Below are 17,712 nucleotides of genomic sequence, written 5' to 3' on the forward strand. Positions count from 1 at the left end.
GATCTGTATTCTGCTTGAATTTTATATTTAATGTTTGTTTACCGTGGCTAATACCTCAGGGTACACCACAAACTGATATTTCTTTCTTAATGTTGCCACCCATTCCTTCTCCAGCTGGTCCTGATAGTCGGCTATCACCCAGGCTTTCACATCCGTGTATTCCTTAGGTCCCTTCTTGAGAATTTTTCCGAATGTAGCATCGTAAGGATAACCTTTAACCTTCTCTACCTTGGCGCTTGTCTTGAACACCAGTGAATCCACTACAGGATGATCTCCCTTTTTGAAGATTCCTTCCTCCACCTGGACACGCACCACCGAATCGGCATTAAACTTCCTTCGAAGCAACTCTGCCCATTGGCTGAAAGGCTTACCCTTTACGCATTTCTTGACCGCTGCCACATCGGCAGCATCCTTTGTATGGTAAGCGATACCCTTGAAGCGGGGATGCTCCCATCTGTATTTCTTCTTGTTCTTGGCAAAATAAGCAGCTTGTGCCTGTTCATCATTCGCCGCTTTCTCCCATACCATCCGGTTGCTGATTTCATAGAGCAGCAATCCGTCGTGATACTCCTGCATGAGATATTTCAGATTCTTGTCGTGAGCCGACAATTCTGAAGCTTTCTGATCCAAGACGGTTTCACGGTCACTTCCCGCAGGCAACGTTCTGGCAATGGAATCCAACTTTTCGTTGATGATTCTTTCTCTGATTCCCTTGGCATCGATGAAACGAAGGATATCGTTCTTCACCGAATCATAAGGATAGAAGTCCTGCTTTCCCATCAGCTTGATGATGTGATAGCCAAACTCCGAGAGGATTGGCTTGCTGATTTCTCCCACCTTGAGTGAGAACGCAGCATCCTCAAAAGTCTTCACCGTCTGCCCTCTTGATATCCAGGAGATGTCTCCCCCCTTGACGGCAGAACCCTGGTCATCAGAATACTTTCTGGCATATCCGGCGAAATCGCCCCCTTTGCATAGAGCCTGATAGATAGATTGAGCCTTCTGTCGCGCCGTTTCCTGGTCTGCAGCAGAGGCTTTCTGTCCCAAACGGATCAATATGTGGGCAGGATGAACCATTCCGCCCGACTTACTGACACGTTGTTTCGCTTCTTCGTAAATTTTCTGCGCTTCCGCCTCCACATCTCCCGAACTGATCATCGCCGGACGCACCTGCTGGTCACGATACTGCAGAAACTCCTGTTTGAAAGAAGCCGTAGTATCGATATGGGCATCCAATGCCGCCAAAACCTTAAGTTTGTAATTAACAAATAGGTCAACATACTCATTGACTGTCTTCTTGTCAATCACGCCCTCGGAATTGTTTTTGTTATAAGAATATTCAAATTCCGAACGACTGACAGGCTGACCATTGATAGTCATGATAGTAGGGTCGTCGTTTTGAGCAAAAGCTATGCTCCCCGAAAGGAGCATAGCTGCAAAAAGCGCATAAAATCTCATATTACTTTTCAAATAATTATTCTGGGCGGCTGTAATTAGGAGCCTCACTGGTGATAGTGATATCATGTGGGTGGCTCTCCAATACACCGGCATTTGTAATGCGGGCAAACTTAGCGTTGTGCAAGTTCTCGATAGTAGCAGCACCACAGTAACCCATACCAGAACGCAAACCACCAATCAACTGGTAGATAACCTCCTGTACAGTTCCCTTGTAAGGAACACGACCTGCGATACCCTCTGGTACAAGCTTCTTGGCATCCTTGGTATCACCCTGGAAGTAACGGTCCTTAGAACCATTCTTCTGCTCCATAGCCTCGAGAGAACCCATACCGCGGTAGCTCTTGAACTTACGGCCGTTGAAGATGATAGTATCGCCAGGGCTCTCCTCAGTACCAGCTACCAATGAACCGATCATTACGCAGCTACCACCAGCAGCCAGAGCCTTCACTACGTCACCAGAATAGCGCAAACCGCCATCGGCAATCAAAGGAACGCCTGTACCCTTCAAGGCAGAATATACATCATAAACAGCACTCAACTGAGGCACACCTACACCGGCAACGACACGGGTAGTACAGATAGAACCAGGACCGATACCTACCTTTACGCCATCAGCGCCATTCTCTACCAAATACTTGGCAGCCTCGCCAGTAGCAACATTACCTACTACTACATCTACCTGTGGGAAGGCAGCCTTAACCTGCTTGAGCTTCTCAACAACACCCTTAGAGTGACCATGAGCAGTATCAATAACGATGGCATCAGCACCAGCCTCAACCAGAGCCTTGGCACGGTCCAAGGTATCAACTGTAACACCAACACCGGCAGCCACGCGAAGGCGACCCTTGGCATCCTTGCAAGCCATTGGCTTGTCCTTAGCCTTGGTGATGTCCTTGTAAGTGATCAAACCTACCAAGCGATTCTCATTATCAACTACAGGGAGCTTCTCAATCTTGTTCTCCTGTAAGATGGAAGCTGCGGCAACCAAGTCGGTCTGGATGTGAGTGGTAACCAGGTTCTCGCTGGTCATTACCTCATCAATCTTCTTGTCCATGTGACGCTCGAAACGAAGGTCACGGTTGGTCACGATACCAACGAGATGATTCTCGTCATCCACCACTGGAATACCACCGATATGATAGTCGTGCATCATATCCAGCGCATCCTTCACTGTACTGCCACGACGGATGGTGACAGGGTCATAAATCATACCATTCTCAGCACGCTTCACGATAGCCACCTGACGAGCTTGCTCCTCGATGGTCATGTTCTTGTGGATGACACCAATACCACCTTCGCGGGCGATAGCAATCGCCATTGAAGCCTCGGTAACGGTGTCCATCGCTGCTGTAACGAATGGAACGTTCAACTCGATGTTACGAGAGAACTTGGTTTTCAACTCTACCTGTTTTGGTAGTACCTCTGAATAAGCAGGGATCAGAAGGACGTCGTCGTAAGTAAGACCGTCCATTACAATTTTATCTGCAACAAATGATGACATATTGTAACCTTTAAAAATTTATTGCGTGCAAATTTAGCAATAATTTCTCAGATAGAGTTCGCTTTTTACGAAAATCTTACCTTATTAATGCTATTTAACGTGATTAGTTGGCTTGTTCGGACAAAAACTTGATTCTAATCAGTCGAATGTCCTCTTCTGTGTAGTCTTCATCCAACTCATCGAGTGCCGCATCCAAGTCGTCTGTTTCGCTCTCCATGAAGTAGTCATAGATGTCGTCGATCTTGTCGTCATCCATCCTGTCTTCGATGAAATAATCGATATTCAACTTGGTTCCGCTATACACGATTGCCTCGATTTCGTCCAGAAGATCAGCGAACTCCAAACCTTTGGCGCTGGCAAGGTCTTCGAGGTCGATCTGTCGGTCGATGCTCTGGATGATATTCACCTTGAGCAATGACTTCTTGGCAACGGTCTTCACGCGCAACTCCTCTGGTCGCTCGATTTCATTTTCTACACAATAGTTCTGGATCAGCTTACAGAATTCCTTGCCATAACGCTTTGCCTTACCGGCTCCCACGCCCTGGATGTTCTGCAACTCCTGCAAGTCGTGCGGATACATGGTAGCCATCTGCTCCAGAGATACATCCTGGAAGATGACGTATGGTGGCAACTTGCGCTTTTTCGCCACACTCTTGCGCAGGTCTTTCAACATGGCGAAGAGAGTTGGATCCAGTGCTTCTCCGTTGTTACTGCCTTCGTGAGCACTCTCTACATAATCGTCCTTAAACTCCTTGTCGGCAACGATCATGAAAGAGGTTGGATTCTTCAGATAGCGCTTGCCGGCGGCAGTCAACTTCAAGAGTCCGTAGTTCTCTACATCCTTCTTGAGATAACCGGCTATCAATGCCTGGCGGATTACCGGATTCCATACCTTAGCATCCATATCCTCACCGGCACCAAACTCTTCCAGGTTGTCGTGCTTGTGGGAAACGATGTCGTCGGTGGCACGGCCTTTCACGAAATCGATGATGTACTCCTGACGGAAGTTTTCCTTCACGGCAGCCACAGCCTCCAAAACCACAACCAGGGCATCCTTAGCCTCAAACTTCACGGAAGGATGCAGACAGTTGTCGCAATTGTGGCAGTTTTCCACATCATATTCTTCTCCGAAATAATGGAGCAGCATCTTGCGGCGGCAGACAGATGATTCAGCGTATGCGGCAGTCTCCTGCAGGAGCTGTCGGCCGATATCCTGTTCAGCCACAGGCTTGTTCTCCATGAATTTCTCCAGTTTTCTCAAATCCTTGCGTGCATAGAAAGCGATGCAGATACCTTCTCCTCCATCGCGTCCGGCACGACCGGTCTCCTGATAGTAACCTTCCAGACTCTTTGGAATATCATAGTGGATGACAAATCTTACATCCGGCTTGTCAATACCCATACCGAAGGCGATAGTCGCCACGATGACATCGATACGCTCCATCAGGAAGTCGTCCTGAGTCTGCGATCGGGTTGCAGAATCCAGACCTGCATGATAAGGAGCAGCCTTGATATCGTTTGCCTTGAGTACTTCAGCCAGTTCTTCCACCTTTTTTCTGGACAGACAATAGATGATGCCACTCTTACCTGGATGCTGACGGATAAACATGATAATCTGGCGATCGATGTCGTTGGTTTTCTGGCGCACCTCGTAGAAGAGATTCGCACGGTTGAAGGAACTCTTGAATTCCCTGGCATCCACGATGCCGAGGTTTTTCTTGATGTCTGTACGCACCTTGTCGGTAGCCGTTGCCGTAAGGGCAATGACCGGTGCCTTGCCTATTTCGTTGATGATAGGGCGTATGCGTCGGTACTCTGGGCGGAAATCATGTCCCCACTCAGAGATACAGTGTGCCTCATCCACGGCATAGAAAGAGATTTTGATGGTCTTCAAGAACTCTACATTATCTTCCTTGGTCAGAGATTCCGGTGCCACATAGAGGAGCTTGGTCTTGCCACTCAATATGTCGCCCTTCACCTTCTCAATGGCCGATTTGTTCAGAGATGAATTCAGATAGTGAGCCACGCCATCGTCTTCGCTCAGTCCATTGATCACATCCACCTGATTCTTCATCAGGGCAATCAGTGGTGAGATAACAATAGCTGTTCCATCCATGATCAAGGATGGAAGCTGATAACACAAGCTCTTGCCACCACCAGTAGGCATCAACACAAACGTATCGTTGCCTTCCATCAGGTTCCTGATGATAGATTCCTGCTCGCCTTTAAACGAATCGAAACCGAAATAATGTTTCAACTGTTCTGTAAGATTTACCTGTTCCGTCATATCCAACTTTAATTTTATATGTCTTTATATGGTATATAGAAATCAGCCGGGATTCTCTCCCAACTGATTTGATGATATTTACAAAGAATGATGCTTGCCGGAATCCTCCTTACGCAGACTCCAGCTGTCCAAGATGAGCCTTGTCGAGCTGTCCCTTGGCATAATCCAATGTCACTTCAAACTTCTTGATCTTCTTGGATGGTACCTCAAACATCGCATCGGTCATCACTGCCTCTACGATAGAACGAAGTCCACGGGCTCCCAACTTATACTCCACGGCCTTATCTACCATGAAGTCGAGTGCTTCCTCTGTAAAGCTGAGCTTGATGCCATCCATCTCGAAGAGCTTCATATACTGCTTCACGATAGAGTTCTTTGGCTCTACCAGAATCTTGCGCAGCGCATCTCTATCCAATGGGTTGAGATAGGTGAGCACAGGCAGACGGCCGATGATCTCAGGGATCAGACCGAATGACTTCAGATCCTGTGGCAGGATGTACTTCATCAGATCCTTCTTATCTACCTTGGCAACATTCTGTACTGAGTTGTAGCCTACCACGTGGGTGTTCAGGCGCTGGGCAATCTTGCGCTCGATACCGTCGAAGGCACCACCGCAGATAAAGAGGATATTCTTGGTATCCACATGGATGTAATCCTGATCAGGATGCTTGCGGCCACCCTTTGGCGGTACGTTCACCATGGTTCCCTCCAGGAGTTTCAAAAGTCCCTGCTGTACACCCTCTCCACTTACGTCGCGGGTGATAGAAGGGTTGTCGCTCTTGCGGGCAATCTTGTCAATCTCGTCGATAAAGACGATACCACGCTGGGCAGCCTCCACATTATAGTCGGCTACCTGGAGCAGACGGGAGAGGATACTCTCCACATCCTCACCAACATAACCAGCCTCGGTAAATACCGTAGCATCCACGATGGTGAAAGGCACATCGAGCAACTTGGCAATGGTACGTGCCAGCAATGTCTTACCGGTACCGGTACTACCCACCATGATGATGTTGCTCTTTTCGATTTCCACGCCTTCCTTATCCTCAGGCTGCTGCAGACGCTTATAGTGATTATAGACAGCAACGGCAAGATGACGCTTGGCCTGTTCCTGTCCGATGATATATTCATCGAGATATTCCTTGATTTCCATAGGCTTTGGCACCTGCTTCAAGGCAAACTTCGCGTCATCGCCCTTTGGATTCAATACGCCAGTCTGCTGCACTATCTCAAATGCCTGCTTGGCGCACTCCTCACAGATAAAGCCATTGATACCCGTGATCAACAACTTCACTTCATTCTCGCTTCTTCCACAGAAGCTACATGCTTTCTTTGGCATAATGTCTTTTCCTTTTTCTTCTTTATACCTTATTATATATATAGCAATCTTGAAATCCGTTACTTACGTACCAGGATATTATCAATCATACCATACTCCTTTGCTTCCTCGGCAGTCATCCAGTAGTTACGGTCGCTATCAGCATAAACCTTGTCGTATGGAGTATGAGAATGCTCAGAGATGATGGTATAGAGTTCCTTCTTCATCTTCAGGATCTCACGAGCCTCGATCTCGATATCAGAAGCCTGACCCTGAACACCACCCAATGGCTGGTGAATCATCACACGGCTATGTGGCAAGGCAGAACGCTTGCCTTCCTGACCTGAAACGAGCAATACGGCAGCCATGGAAGCAGCCATACCTGTACAGATGGTAGCTACATCACTGGTAATAAACTGCATAGTATCATAGATACCCAGACCGGCAGTAACACTACCGCCAGGACTGTTCAGATAGATGGAAATATCCTTGCCGCTATCTACAGAGTCGAGATAGAGCAGCTGTGCCTGCAAGGTGTTGGCAGTATAATCATCAATTTCTGTACCCAGGAAGATGATGCGGTCCATCATCAAGCGAGAGAACACGTCCATCTGGGTAACGTTCAACTGACGCTCCTCCAAGATATAAGGGTTCAAATACTTAGCCTGCGACTTCATCACGTCGTCAAGCACCATCCCATTCATACCAAGATGCTTGGTAGCATATTTTCTAAAATCGTTCATATCTAAATTACTTTTTTCTTCAAAATAAGGAACAAAAAACGAGGTTATCGACCTCATTATCTCATTCGGTGGAACAAAGATAATAAAAAAAGTCGATAACCTCGTAATTATTTGAAGTTTTTTTTCAAAAAAGTGTTATTCCTGCATCATCTTGTTGAAATCCTCTACAGAAATCTCCTTTTCGTTGAGCTTAACAGCACCCTTGAGGGCTGCAGCCAACTTGCGGTCGATAGAGCGATCTACCAATGCGTCAACAGAGTCACCCTTCTTGAGAATCTCGTTAGCATAGTTCTCGATATACTCCTCTGGGATGTTTGTCATACCATACTGAGCGAACTGAGCACGAGCTGCCTCCTTAGCGGTCTCCTTGATATCCTCGTCGTTCACCTTGATATCCTGAGCCTTGATGAGCTGCTCCTTGATGAGGTGCCATGTCAACTCCTTGATGCTCTGCTCGTAGTTCTTCTCTACGAACTCCTCACCCTTATCCTTGTTGTTAGCCAACATGATGCGCTTCAAGAGTGCATCTGGGAATGTCAACTCGCCAACCTTCTTCTCGCAGTGCTCGCGTACGTCGAGGATGAACTTGTAGTCAGAGTCGTTAACCAACTGCTCCTGCAAGCCCTCAGCGATCTTAGCACGGAAAGCAGCCTCGTCCTTCACGTCAGTATCCTCACCGAATACCTGCTTGAAGAGCTCCTCGTTTACCTCGTGCTTCTTGAAACGCTGGATCTCTGTGATCTGGAAGCTGAACTCAGACTCCAAGTCAGCAACAGCCTCACGCTCGATCTTCAAGAGAGAAGAAACCTCAGTATCGTTCTCTGGGTAAGCCTTCTTAGGGTTGAAAGTGATTACATCACCCACCTTAGCGTCATTGAAGAGATTCTTCTGCTCCTCTACCTTGATGTAGCTAGGCATCAGGATAGCACCCTCAACAGTGATACCACCTTCCTTGGTGTTACCGTTCTCGTCGAGCTCACGGATATCACCCTTCAAAAGGTCGTTCTCCTCATACTTCTCGCCCTTCTCGTAGCTGCCTGCACGCTGAGCGTACATCTCTACCTGCTGGTCGAGGATCTTATCGTCAACCTTGATGTTATAGTAATCAACCTTGTCGCGACCGTTGAGAGTTACCTTGAACTCAGGTGCAACAGCGATGTCGAACATGAATGTGAAGGTTGTATCCTTCTCCAGGTCAGCTTGCTCCTGCTTCTCTGATGGGAGAGGCTCGCCGAGCATCTGGATATTGTTGTCCTGTACATACTTGTAAATCTCCTGGCCAACGAGCTTGTTGATGGCCTCCATCTTTACAGATGCACCGAACTGGCGCTTAATCATACCCATAGGAGCCTGACCAGGACGGAAACCTGGAACGTTAGCCTTCTTACGGTAATCTTTCAATGTCTTCTCGACTTCGTTCTTATAGTCTGCCTCCTCTACAACGAGAGTCATAAGACCATTAATCTTGTCAGGATTTTCAAATGAAACTTTCATCTTGATTTTTTATTTTTATTATTATTAATATTATCTTGTTCAATCGGTTCAGGCTCTCCCTGACGCTCCAGGATAAGCCTTTTACACAATCGGCTTGCAAAATTACGCATTTTTAGCCGATATACCTAATATATAAGAGAAAAATTTGTTTTTTTAACCTAATTACTCCTTATCTCTTGCTTTTTTCTGCTCATCCAGCAGCTGGAAGTCCTTCTTTCTAAGCACAAAGCTGGTTGTAAGGTACTTCTCCTTCACTGTCTTGTTTTCTGCCAGCTCCTCCGGAGTTCCCTGGAAAAGGATGCGGCCTTCGAAGAGCAGATAGGCTCTGTCGGTGATGGTAAGTGTCTCATCCACATTGTGGTCGGTGATGAGGATTCCGATGTTGCGGTACTTCAGTTTCCATACGATATGCTGGATTTCCTCTACCTGGATAGGATCGACTCCGGCGAATGGCTCATCGAGCATGATGAACTTAGGATCGTTGGCAAGACAACGGGCGATTTCCACTCTTCGGCGCTCACCTCCGGAAAGCTGGTCGCCCAGGTTCTTGCGCACCTTCTGCAGGTCGAAGTCCTTGATCAGGCTCTCCAGTTTCTCAAGCTGATAGGCTCTTGGCTTGCCGGTCATCTCAAGCACCGACATGATATTGTCTTCCACACTCATCTTGCGGAATACGCTCGCTTCCTGTGGCAGATAGCCGATTCCGGCACGGGCACGCTTATACACAGGAAACTTGGTAATTTCCTGATCACCCAGATAGACATGTCCCTCATTAGGTACCACCAGTCCGGTGGTCATATAGAATGAAGTAGTCTTACCCGCACCATTCGGTCCGAGCAAGCCCACAATCTCACCTTGCTTTACATTGATGGTTACGCCATTGGCAACGGTTCGCTTGCCATAGCGCTTTACCAGTCCTTCTGTTCGCAGCACCAATCTGCCGTCAGAAGACTGCTGCTCTGAATTCATTATTTCGTCCATAATTAGCTAATTTGACTGCAAAAATAATAAAAAACGGGGAAATATCACCTTAAAAAACTAAAACTATTCATAATATTGCAGTTTTTTAGAGGATTTTGCGTAATTTTGCAGCAAAATTCATAGAATATTGACATGATAATAGAAAAATGGCTTACCACCTTCGGTAAATATTTGATATTGATGGGCCGCTCGTTCTCGCGACCAGAACGTATGCGCATGTTCCTCAAGCAATATATCAAGGAAATGTCTCAGCTGGGAGTCGATTCCATCGGCATCGTGCTCCTCATCTCATTCTTCATCGGTGCAGTTATCTGTATCCAGATGAAACTGAACATCCAGAGTCCATGGATGCCTCGATGGGTTTCGGGTTATACCACCCGAGAAATTATGCTGCTGGAGTTCTCTTCCAGTATCATGTGTCTCATCCTCGCCGGAAAGGTGGGTTCCAACATCGCTTCCGAGCTGGGTACCATGCGAGTAACCCAGCAGATCGATGCACTCGACATCATGGGTGTCAACTCTGCATGCTATCTAGTGCTGCCAAAGATTCTCGGTCTGGTCACCATCATGCCTTTCCTCGTCATCTTCTCATCTCTGATGGGTATCATCGGTGCATACGGTACGGCATTCATCGGACATATTCTCCCGCCGGATGACCTTACCCTGGGACTCCAGCATTCCTTCAACCAGTGGTTTGTGTGGATGAGTATCATCAAGAGTCTCTTCTTCGCATTCATCATCTCCAGTGTTTCCTCCTACTTTGGATACACCGTGGAAGGTGGTTCGGTAGAGGTAGGTAAAGCTTCCACCGATGCCGTGGTTTGCTCCAGCGTTCTCATCCTCTTCTCGGATGTGTTCCTTACTCAATTACTCTCTTAAAGACTCTGGCTATGATAGAAGTTCAAAATCTTACAAAAGCTTTCGGCGACAAGACCGTACTCGATAATATCAGTGTGAAATTTGAAACGGGAAAGACCAACCTCATCATCGGACAGAGTGGTTCGGGAAAGACCGTGTTGATGAAGAACCTCGTCGGACTCCTCGAACCTACCAGCGGAAAGGTACTCTACGACGGCCGCGACTTCGTGCAGATGAGCAAGAAGGAGAAGGTGATGATGCGACGCGAGATGGGTATGATCTTCCAGAGCGCAGCCCTCTTCGACTCGCTCAATGTGCTGGAGAACGTGATGTTCCCCCTCGATATGTTCTCGAACATGAATTACAGGGAACGTGTGAAGAGAGCACAGGAATGTCTCGACCGTGTCAACCTGATTGATGCCCAGCAGAAATACCCTGGCGAAATCTCAGGTGGTATGCAGAAACGTGTTGCCATCGCCCGTGCCATCGTGATGAATCCGAAATACCTCTTCTGCGATGAACCGAACTCTGGTCTCGACCCAAAGACTTCGCTCGTCATCGACGAACTCCTCTCGGGCATCACCAAGGATTACAATATGACAACCATCATCAATACCCACGATATGAACTCTGTGATGGGTATCGGTGAGAACATCTGCTTCATCTGCAAGGGTCACAAGGAATGGCAGGGCAACAAGGACCAGGTAATGTCTTCTACCAACGAACAGCTCAACGACCTCGTCTTCGCTTCCGACCTCTTCAGAAAGGTGAAGGAAGTGGAAATGAAAGGGAAGAAATAAAGAGGGGGTGTCATTAGTCACAGCCAATACGCCCTGAAAGGGCAGAAGCTCCTAGCCCAGGGCATCACCCTGGGTTTTAGAACAAATACAAAAAAGTCGCCCTGAAAGGGCAAAAGCTTTCAATTTCAAAGCTTTTGCCCTTTCAGGGCGACTTTACTTTTTGCCAACATTACCCAGGGCGATGCCCTGGGCTAGGAGCTTTTGGGCTTTCAGCCCGACTTCGGCTGCCATCATCTAAACTTATGACACCCCTCTACTTATCTCATTTTCCATTCACCTTTCACCTCTACCATCGGAACCACGATCTGTTCCTTGGTACTGTCACCATAAGCCACTTGCAGGAAGACATCAGCCACATGGCGGGCGGTATCAGCCTTGGCATTCAGCACATCAATCTTCTTCATGCCAGCATGCTCTTTCTGCTGCTGCTCCACATACATTTCCGCATTGAGCACCAGCTGTTCGTGATAGCCTTTCGGAATACGATAAGGTTGGTTGAAACCAGCCACATACTCCTCATACTTTCCTTCCAGGAGCAGGTCGTAATATCCCTTGGCTGCGATACCTGCCAAATAGCCAGGGTCAGGACTCTCCTCCTTGCAGGAAGAAAGTCCCAACCCCATGCTGAATATCATAAAAAACAAAAGTTTCTTCATTTTATAGATGCTTTTGCCCTTTCAGGGCGTCCTATCCATTACGCTTCAATTACTTCTGACGGATGAAGACATTGATTGGACAACCATGCAATGACCAGTTCTCACGGATCTTGTTCTCCAGGAAGCGGCGATAGTTCTCCTTTACATACTGTGGCAGGTTGGCATAGAACACAAACGATGGAATCGTAGTGTTAGGCAACTGTGTACAGTACTTGATCTTGATATACTTACCCTTCACGCTCTGTGGTGGATAAGCCTCGATGATAGGCAACATCACCTCATTGAGCTTGGAAGTACCGATATGAGCCTTGCGGTTCTGGTAAACCTCCTTGGCAGTCTCAAGTACACGGAAGATACGCTGCTTGGTCAATGCAGAAGCAAAGATGATAGGGAAATCCACGAATGGAGCCATACGGTTGCGGATGGCATTCTCGAAGGTATCGATCACCTTCTGGTTCTTCTCCTCTACCAGGTCCCACTTGTTGACTACCACCACCAGACTCTTGTTGTTCTTCTGGATCAGCTGGAAGATGTTCATATCCTGTGTCTCGATACCACGGGTGGCATCCAGCATCAGGATGCAGACATCACTGTTTTCGATGGCACGGATGGAGCGCATCACGGAATAGAATTCCAGGTCCTCGCTCACCTTGTTCTTTCTGCGGATACCGGCAGTATCTACCAGGTAGAAGTCAAAGCCGAACTTATCGTAACGGGTATAGATACTGTCACGGGTAGTACCGGCAATCTCGGTAACGATGTTTCTATCCTCACCGATGAAGGCATTGATGATACTACTCTTGCCTGCGTTAGGACGACCTACCACAGCGAAACGAGGAATATCCTCCTCGATAGCTTCCTCAGGATTGTCCTGAAGCTTGTCCAATATGATGTCGAGCAAGTCACCCGTACCACCACCTGTTGCAGCACTGATACACTGAGGATCACCCAAGCCCAGCTTGTAGAACTCGGCAGCCTCATAATACTCAGCACTGTTATCCACCTTGTTGGCAACAAGGATTACAGGCAGTTTGGCACGACGCAAGATGAGAGCAACATCCTCATCCCAGTCGGTCAAACCGGTGTTTACATCTACCAGGAAGAGCACCAGGTCGGCCTCTTCTGTAGCTACCAACACCTGCTTGCGGATAGCATCCTCGAAAATGTCATCTGATTTAACGACCCAACCACCGGTATCCACTACAGAGAATTCTCTGCCGTTCCAGCTGCACTTGCCATACTGACGGTCGCGGGTAGTACCAGCCGTATCACTAACGATAGCGCGACGAGATTGAGTCAAACGATTGAATAAAGTAGATTTACCCACGTTAGGGCGACCTACGATTGCTACTAAATTTGCCATAAATAGTCATTCGCCTCCTTCCTTTCAGGAGGTATCATGGATGTGGTCTCTGCATCCAAGTTAATAATTTGCCGAAGCTGACCTTGCTCCGGCCCTCGCCCCTGTGGCGAGAGTCACTCCCTCGATTACATTCAGGGAGGAGAAAGTTGTTATTCCGGATTATATCCGAAGGCATCGAGTTCTCGCTGAGAACTGCGCCAATCCTTATCAACCTTTACGAAGGTTTCCAGGAATATCTTCTTGCCGAAGAACTTTTCCAATGCCTTTCTACTCTCGGTGTTCACCTTCTTCAGAGCCACGCCCTGATGACCGATGATGATTCCCTTCTGAGAGTCACGCTCTACATAGATCACGGCATTGATGTGGATGCGGGTATCATCCTCCTTGAACCGCTCCACTCTCACCTCTACAGCGTAAGGAATCTCCTTGTCGTAGTAGAGGAGAATCTTCTCACGGATAATCTCCGATACGAAGAAACGGGCTGGCTTGTCGGTCAACTGGTCCTTGTCAAAGAACGCAGGCGACTCAGGCAGCAGCTCCTTGATACGCTTCAGGAGCATATCCACGCCAAACTTGTTTTTCGCAGAAATAGGAAGAATCTCGGCATTCGGCAACAGCGAGTGCCATTTTTCCACGATATCTCCCAACTTCTTCGGGTCGCTCTGGTCAATCTTGTTGATGAGCAGGAGCACCGGAATCTTCATCTTCTTCACCTTCTCCAGGAATTCGATGTTCTTCTCAGGATTCTCTATCACATCAGTAACATAAAGCAGCACATCGGCATCTGCCAATGCACTCTCCGAGAAGGCAAGCATCATCTCCTGCATCTTGTAGTTTGGCTTCAAGACGCCAGGGGTATCCGAAAACACGATTTGCATATCATCGGTATTCACGATACCCATGATACGATGACGAGTGGTCTGCGCCTTGAAGGTAGCGATGCTGATACGCTCGCCCACCAGTTGATTCATCAGCGTACTCTTACCCACATTAGGGTTACCCACGATATTTACAAAACCTGCTTTATGCATACGATAAAAATTGATTTTAAGCTAAAGAAACGCATCCTTGCTTATTCATTATATTATAGATGAAGTAAGAAAGATGCGTTTCCTTATATAGATAATTATTCTATCCTATTTTTGATATGTCTTACTTGCCGCAAGCAGCACCATCGTATGCCCACTTATAGAAAGAGGCACCATGTACGAAACCTGCACCGAAGGCTGTGAAGATGATGTTGTCACCCTTCTTCAACTGGCTTTCAGCATCCCAGAGTGCCAATGGAATTGTAGCAGCACTGGTATTTCCGTAACGTTCGATGTTTACTACCACCTTGTCAAGTGGAATTCCTGCACGCTTGGTCACTGCCTCGATGATTCGGAGGTTCGCCTCGTGAGGAATCACCCAGTTCACATCATCAGCCTTCAGATTGTTCATCTCCAGGATCTTCATCACGTCGTTGCTCATATCGGTTACTGCGTAACGGAATACGGTACGACCTTCCTGATAAAGATAATGCAGACGATGATCTACGGTGAAGTGTGAAGGAGGGCAGACAGAACCACCAGCCTTCATGTGGAGGAAAGGCAAGCCTTGTCCATCGGTACGAAGGTATGAGTTCTGAACACCTACATTCTCTTCTTCTGTAGCCTCTACAAGAACTGCGCCGGCACCGTCGCCGAAGAGCACACAGGTAGCACGGTCGGTATAGTCAACCAGTGAAGACATCTTGTCTGCACCGATGACGATGATCTTCTTGTATCTTCCACTCTGGATCATGCTTGCCGCAACATCGAGAGTGTAGAGGAATCCACAGCAAGCTGCAGAGAAGTCGAATGCGAAAGCGTTCTTCAATCCGAGCTTACCGAGGACGATAGATGCTGTAGAAGGGAACTTGTAGTCAGGTGTTGTGGTTGTCACAATCAAAGCATCGATTGTGTCTGGATCCACGCCAGTCTTCTGAATCAACTGCTTAGCAGCTTTACGTGCCAAGTAGCTGGTTCCGAGACCTTCCTCTGTAAGGATGTGGCGCTCTTTGATACCCACACGGGTGGTAATCCACTCGTCTGTAGTATCAACCATGCGAGACAACTCCTCGTTGTTGAGGATGTAGTCTGGCACGTATCCACCCACACCTGTAATTACAGCATTGATTTTACCCATTATTCAGCTGCTTCCTTAACGATAGCTACCTTGCCTCTGTAGTATCCGCAAGTTGGGCAAACAGTGTGGTAAACATAATATGCACCACAGTTAGGGCAAACTGCCAATGTAGGAGCTACTGCCTTATCATGAGTTCTTCTCTTAAGTGTACGTGTCTTTGACTGTCTTCTTTTAGGATGTGCCATAATTTTTTAAATGTTTTAATTTTTGAATTTTACTTTTTTAATTTTAAAAGAGCTGCCCATCGTGGATCTACAGATTCTTCGTCTTCCTCACCGCTTCGGGCGGCAGAATGCTGTTGGAGCATTTCAATCATAGCAGGATTGCATTTTCCAGGTGCATGCACGTGCTTGATGGGAATGTTAAGATCTATAAATTCATAGATGAACCACGAGATATCGAGCATTCCTTCGTTCTCGGCCACAATCACGAGGTCATCTTCTTCTGAGTAGTCGTCTCCGAACTTGACCATGAGTCTGTCATCGGTCTCAATGGACTGGTCCATATCATCCAGACAGATGTCACATGGTATGTGTACCACTCCCTCTGTGTGAAAATTGAGCTCGAAGAAGTCGTCCGTCCTGTTGATGGACAGACTACTCTGCAACTCGCCTCTCTGAATATCAGGAGCATCTATTGCCTGAAAGTATTCATCGTCTAGCTTAAACTCCAAGTTTGTTACCCCTTGAGGCAAAGCTTTCAAATCAATCTTAAAAGACTCTATATTACACATAATTCAATATATACCATATTGGTTTCGGGCTGCAAAGTTACAAATAATTTTTGAGATAAAATAATTTTTTATGTAAAAATCACTAAAATCTCTCATTATTAACCGATTATTCTCGGATAATTTGCCGTTTTCTGGTTTTTTCAGGCTCAGGATTCCATCTTGAGTTCGATTCTGAAGGTTGTACCCTTGCCTGGTTCGCTGTTTTTTATCCATATCTTGCCATGATGGTATTCTTCTACGATTCGCTTCGCCAGCGACAGTCCCAGTCCCCAGCCACGCTGCTTCGTCGTAAAACCAGGCCGGAATACATGCTTCATATCCTTCTTTCTGATTCCCTTACCTGTATCTTCTACTTCAATGATGGCACGATATGAAGCTTCCATCAAACGGAGGGTAATCCGTCCGCCTCCTGCTCCCATCGCATCAACGGCATTCTTGCAGAGGTTTTCTATCACCCATTCAAAGAGGGAAGCATTCATCCTGACGATGACTTTATGAGAAGGCATTTCCTTCACCAGCTGCACCTTCCGGGAGGTTCGACGGTCCATATACGCTATGACATGCTCCAGCACTTCGTTCAGACTGGCTGGTACCGGTTCCGGCAGCGAACCGATCTTGGAGAATCGGTCAGCTATCAACTGTAGCCGCTTGACATCCTGGCTCATCTCAGGAATCAGTTCATCATCGGGATAATTCATGCGGAGGATTTCAATCCATGCCATCAGACTGGAGATAGGGGTACCCAACTGGTGAGCGGTTTCCTTCGACAGTCCCACCCAAACCTTATTCTGTTCCGCCTTTTTGGAAATAAGCAGAGCAAAGATAGCGATGACCACAAAGAGCAGCACTACCCCTAATTGTATATAGGGATAAACAGAAAGCCTGCGAATCATCACCGATTCATCATAGCACACCTGCAGATAATCATGAGCAGAGTCATCGAGTTCTATCTTGATATTCTTGCCCTGAGCCAGCAGTCGCTGTCCGATAAGCGAAGCCTGATAGAGGGAATCCTGTTCATTCCTCCCCTCGATATCCACATTTCTGAAAGTTTGAGCCCGATTCTGGTCATCGAGCACGATGACAGGGATACTATGATTTTCATTGATTACCTTGAGCACCAGACTCAGATCGGTATTTTCATCAGCCTTATTGAGAGTGCGCATAGCTTCCGCCCACACCTCCATCCTATTCCGTTCCTCCAGAGCCAGATCCCGCACCAGGAAATGAGACACGAGCAAAGAGGCGACAGCAATCAAAACTGCTGCTATCACCCAGTAAATCTTCACCTGTCGTATCCTATCTGTCCAATTCATGCTGCAAAAATACAAAAAAGCCTCAGAAATCTTTCGAA

At 47.2% G+C, this 17,712-nt stretch carries 16 protein-coding genes; 2 read left to right on the plus strand and 14 right to left on the minus strand.

The features are described from left to right. Positions 1–27: 27 nt before the first annotated feature. The 7 genes from DW657_RS09130 to lptB all read right to left on the minus strand — a co-directional run bounded on the left by DW657_RS09130 (position 28) and on the right by lptB (position 9,782). On the minus strand, positions 28–1,458 hold the full coding sequence (locus DW657_RS09130) for a peptidylprolyl isomerase (protein WP_118312282.1): 1,431 nt from the start codon (positions 1,456–1,458) through the stop codon (positions 28–30). A gap of 16 nt (positions 1,459–1,474) precedes the next feature. Continuing rightward, positions 1,475–2,959 (minus strand): IMP dehydrogenase, encoded by a 1,485-nt coding sequence (guaB, locus tag DW657_RS09135; RefSeq protein WP_117662332.1) that lies wholly within the window; start codon positions 2,957–2,959, stop codon positions 1,475–1,477. Between the two features lie 103 nt (positions 2,960–3,062). After that, positions 3,063–5,246 carry a DNA helicase RecQ gene (gene recQ / locus DW657_RS09140; protein ID WP_089544986.1) on the minus strand — a complete coding sequence of 728 codons (2,184 nt, stop codon included), beginning with the start codon at positions 5,244–5,246 and terminating at the stop codon, positions 3,063–3,065. Between the two features lie 109 nt (positions 5,247–5,355). Continuing rightward, positions 5,356–6,585, minus strand: a complete 1,230-nt coding sequence (gene clpX / locus DW657_RS09145; RefSeq protein ID WP_117662330.1) for an ATP-dependent Clp protease ATP-binding subunit ClpX — start codon at positions 6,583–6,585, stop codon at positions 5,356–5,358. 59 nt (positions 6,586–6,644) lie between these two features. Then, positions 6,645–7,307, minus strand: a complete 663-nt coding sequence (gene clpP, locus DW657_RS09150; RefSeq protein WP_089544988.1) for an ATP-dependent Clp endopeptidase proteolytic subunit ClpP — start codon at positions 7,305–7,307, stop codon at positions 6,645–6,647. 135 nt (positions 7,308–7,442) lie between these two features. Continuing rightward, positions 7,443–8,801 carry a trigger factor gene (gene tig, locus DW657_RS09155; RefSeq protein ID WP_118312283.1) on the minus strand — a complete coding sequence of 453 codons (1,359 nt, stop codon included), beginning with the start codon at positions 8,799–8,801 and terminating at the stop codon, positions 7,443–7,445. Between the two features lie 162 nt (positions 8,802–8,963). After that, a complete protein-coding gene (gene lptB, locus DW657_RS09160) occupies positions 8,964–9,782 on the minus strand; it encodes an LPS export ABC transporter ATP-binding protein (protein ID WP_089544990.1) in 819 nt (272 codons plus the stop codon). Between the two features lie 132 nt (positions 9,783–9,914). Here lptB and DW657_RS09165 point away from each other — a divergent pair, with 132 nt between their 5' ends. Together DW657_RS09165 and DW657_RS09170 are read left to right on the plus strand one after the other, a co-directional pair. Further along, a complete protein-coding gene (locus DW657_RS09165) occupies positions 9,915–10,661 on the plus strand; it encodes an ABC transporter permease (protein ID WP_089544991.1) in 747 nt (248 codons plus the stop codon). Between the two features lie 11 nt (positions 10,662–10,672). Further along, on the plus strand, positions 10,673–11,440 hold the full coding sequence (locus tag DW657_RS09170) for an ABC transporter ATP-binding protein (protein ID WP_117662328.1): 768 nt from the start codon (positions 10,673–10,675) through the stop codon (positions 11,438–11,440). 257 nt (positions 11,441–11,697) lie between these two features. On the opposite strand, the gene DW657_RS09175 is transcribed toward DW657_RS09170, so the two are convergent. The 7 genes from DW657_RS09175 to DW657_RS09205 form a co-directional block, all read right to left on the minus strand. Next, positions 11,698–12,096, minus strand: coding sequence for a hypothetical protein (locus tag DW657_RS09175; protein ID WP_118312284.1), 399 nt, complete (start codon positions 12,094–12,096; stop codon positions 11,698–11,700). 49 nt (positions 12,097–12,145) lie between these two features. Next, entirely contained in the window at positions 12,146–13,459 is a 1,314-nt protein-coding gene (der, locus tag DW657_RS09180) for a ribosome biogenesis GTPase Der (RefSeq protein WP_118312285.1), read from the minus strand. Positions 13,460–13,608: 149 nt separating this feature from the next. Beyond that, positions 13,609–14,490: a GTPase Era gene (gene era, locus DW657_RS09185; protein WP_089544995.1), complete on the minus strand. Its 882-nt coding sequence runs from the start codon at positions 14,488–14,490 to the stop codon at positions 13,609–13,611. Between the two features lie 121 nt (positions 14,491–14,611). Beyond that, positions 14,612–15,625, minus strand: coding sequence for a beta-ketoacyl-ACP synthase III (locus DW657_RS09190; protein WP_089544996.1), 1,014 nt, complete (start codon positions 15,623–15,625; stop codon positions 14,612–14,614). Beyond that, positions 15,625–15,810 (minus strand): 50S ribosomal protein L32, encoded by a 186-nt coding sequence (rpmF, locus tag DW657_RS09195; RefSeq protein ID WP_006848356.1) that lies wholly within the window; start codon positions 15,808–15,810, stop codon positions 15,625–15,627. Before rpmF ends, DW657_RS09190 begins: the two co-directional genes overlap by 1 nt. A gap of 29 nt (positions 15,811–15,839) precedes the next feature. Further along, entirely contained in the window at positions 15,840–16,358 is a 519-nt protein-coding gene (locus tag DW657_RS09200) for a DUF177 domain-containing protein (RefSeq protein ID WP_089544997.1), read from the minus strand. 146 nt (positions 16,359–16,504) lie between these two features. Then, on the minus strand, positions 16,505–17,674 hold the full coding sequence (locus DW657_RS09205) for a HAMP domain-containing sensor histidine kinase (protein ID WP_118312286.1): 1,170 nt from the start codon (positions 17,672–17,674) through the stop codon (positions 16,505–16,507). Positions 17,675–17,712 lie beyond the last annotated feature (38 nt).

Origin of the sequence: Prevotella sp. AM23-5, assembly GCF_003473645.1 — a bacterium.
GTDB classification, from domain to species: Bacteria; Bacteroidota; Bacteroidia; order Bacteroidales; family Bacteroidaceae; genus Prevotella; species Prevotella copri_A.

Coding starts and splice junctions, on each gene's coding strand:
- DW657_RS09130 (WP_118312282.1), bottom strand. CDS start 1,458: ATGAGATTTTATGCGCTTTTTGCAGCTATGCTCCTTTCGGGGAGCATA.
- guaB (WP_117662332.1), bottom strand. CDS start 2,959: ATGTCATCATTTGTTGCAGATAAAATTGTAATGGACGGTCTTACTTAC.
- recQ (WP_089544986.1), bottom strand. CDS start 5,246: ATGACGGAACAGGTAAATCTTACAGAACAGTTGAAACATTATTTCGGT.
- clpX (WP_117662330.1), bottom strand. CDS start 6,585: ATGCCAAAGAAAGCATGTAGCTTCTGTGGAAGAAGCGAGAATGAAGTG.
- clpP (WP_089544988.1), bottom strand. CDS start 7,307: ATGAACGATTTTAGAAAATATGCTACCAAGCATCTTGGTATGAATGGG.
- tig (WP_118312283.1), bottom strand. CDS start 8,801: ATGAAAGTTTCATTTGAAAATCCTGACAAGATTAATGGTCTTATGACT.
- lptB (WP_089544990.1), bottom strand. CDS start 9,782: ATGGACGAAATAATGAATTCAGAGCAGCAGTCTTCTGACGGCAGATTG.
- DW657_RS09165 (WP_089544991.1), top strand. CDS start 9,915: ATGATAATAGAAAAATGGCTTACCACCTTCGGTAAATATTTGATATTG.
- DW657_RS09170 (WP_117662328.1), top strand. CDS start 10,673: ATGATAGAAGTTCAAAATCTTACAAAAGCTTTCGGCGACAAGACCGTA.
- DW657_RS09175 (WP_118312284.1), bottom strand. CDS start 12,096: ATGAAGAAACTTTTGTTTTTTATGATATTCAGCATGGGGTTGGGACTT.
- der (WP_118312285.1), bottom strand. CDS start 13,459: ATGGCAAATTTAGTAGCAATCGTAGGTCGCCCTAACGTGGGTAAATCT.
- era (WP_089544995.1), bottom strand. CDS start 14,490: ATGCATAAAGCAGGTTTTGTAAATATCGTGGGTAACCCTAATGTGGGT.
- DW657_RS09190 (WP_089544996.1), bottom strand. CDS start 15,625: ATGGGTAAAATCAATGCTGTAATTACAGGTGTGGGTGGATACGTGCCA.
- rpmF (WP_006848356.1), bottom strand. CDS start 15,810: ATGGCACATCCTAAAAGAAGACAGTCAAAGACACGTACACTTAAGAGA.
- DW657_RS09200 (WP_089544997.1), bottom strand. CDS start 16,358: ATGTGTAATATAGAGTCTTTTAAGATTGATTTGAAAGCTTTGCCTCAA.
- DW657_RS09205 (WP_118312286.1), bottom strand. CDS start 17,674: ATGAATTGGACAGATAGGATACGACAGGTGAAGATTTACTGGGTGATA.